The organism is Micromonospora globispora, assembly GCF_003857015.1.
GTDB classification, from domain to species: domain Bacteria; phylum Actinomycetota; class Actinomycetes; order Mycobacteriales; family Micromonosporaceae; genus Micromonospora; species Micromonospora globispora.
Genome location: NZ_QGGF01000706.1, coordinates 1 through 1,485 on the forward strand (window position 1 = coordinate 1; position 1,485 = coordinate 1,485).

The 1,485-nt window shown below is 75.9% G+C and carries 3 protein-coding genes; all 3 read left to right on the top strand.

From position 1 onward, the window contains the following. Positions 1 to 392 (top strand): SelB domain-containing protein (locus tag DKL51_RS32605; RefSeq protein WP_185735001.1); only part of this gene is annotated, 392 nt, incomplete at its 5' end. 53 nt (positions 393 to 445) lie between these two features. Continuing rightward, positions 446 to 643, top strand: a complete 198-nt coding sequence (locus DKL51_RS32610) for a hypothetical protein (RefSeq protein ID WP_109944258.1) — start codon at positions 446 to 448, stop codon at positions 641 to 643. Between the two features lie 61 nt (positions 644 to 704). Next, the coding region (locus tag DKL51_RS32615) for a CNNM domain-containing protein (protein WP_124813182.1) at positions 705 to 1,485 on the top strand (781 nt) is incomplete at its 3' end.

Here is a 1,485-nt window from a genome sequence, read left to right on the forward strand (position 1 = left end):
GCCGGGTCACCGCGACGGCGGGCGACGCGCTGCCCGAGCCGGTGGCCCGCGCGGTGAACCGGGTCCGGGCCGAGTACGGCGACCGGCCCTTCCAGGCTCCCGAGGCGCACCGCCTCGCCGACCTGGGACTCGGCCCAAGGGAGATCGGCGCGGCGGTCCGGGCCGGTGCCCTGCTGAAGCTCGCCGACAACGTGGTGCTGCTGCCCGGCGCACTCGACGACGCGGTCCGGGTGCTGGCCCGGTTGCCGCAGCCGTTCACGCTCAGCGCCGCCCGGCAGGCGCTGGACACCACCCGCCGGGTCGCGGTGCCGCTGCTGGAGCTGCTGGACCGTCGCGGCGCCACCCGTCGGCTGCCCGACGACGCCCGCGAGGTGGTGGCACCGCCCGGCTGACCGGCGGGGCGAAGGCGGCCCCCGGGGCCGACGCGGTCGCCTACCGTGGCGCCATGGACCCTTCGGCGGTCTGGCGGGACAAGAACCACCGTTGGCGGATCGAGGCGTACCGGGCACCGGACCTGCGGTTCGCCATCTTCGCCACGAACGGGACCACCGAGTCGGCGCCGCTGTGGCTGTTCGGGATGGCCGCGTTGGCCCGGTGGCTGATGACCCACGCCATCTCCCTCGACGACCTCGAAAACGACTGACCCGGCCCCGGCGCGAACCCTGCTCCGGTTGAGTGGTGTGAGGCGGCGCGAAGGGGGTGTGATGGTCGGTCAGCTCGCCCTGGTGGTCGTCCTGATCCTGGTCAACGCGGGACTTGCCGGTAGCGAGATGGCGCTGGTGTCGCTGCGCGAGGGGCAACTGCGCCGGCTGGCCCGCCATAGCCGGGCCGGTGCCCGGCTGGCCCACCTGGCCCGGGACCCCAACCGCTACCTGGCCACCGTCCAGCTCGGCATCACCCTGGCCGGCTTCCTCGCCTCGGCCGCCGCCGCCGTGTCGCTGGCCCAGCCGCTGGTCGGTCCGCTGCGCTTCCTCGGCCCGGCGGCGCATCCGGTGGCCGTCCTGCTGGTCACCATGGCGCTCACCTTCGTCACCCTGGTCGTCGGAGAGCTGGCGCCCAAGCGGCTGGCGATGCAGCGCGCGGAGCGCTGGGGGCTGGTCAGCGCCCGTCCGCTGACCGTGCTGGCCCGCCTCTCCCGCCCGGCCGTCGCGCTGCTCAGCCACACCACCGACGTGGTGGTCCGGCTGGCCGGCGGGGATCCGCGTGCCCGGCGGGAGGAGGTCACCGAGGAGGAGCTGCGCGAGATGCTGGTCAGCCAGCGCGGCCTGTCGGCGCAGCAGCGGGAGATCCTCACCGGCGCGTTCGACATCGCCGGGCGGACGCTGCGGGAGATCCTCGTCCCGCGCCGGGAGGTGACCCTGCTGCCGGCCGGCCTGGCCGCCGCCGAGGGGATGCGGCGGCTCGCCGCGGCCGGTCGGTCCCGGGCCCCGGTGACCGGCCCGGGCGGCCTCGACGACGTGTGCGGGGTGGTGCACATCCGGGACC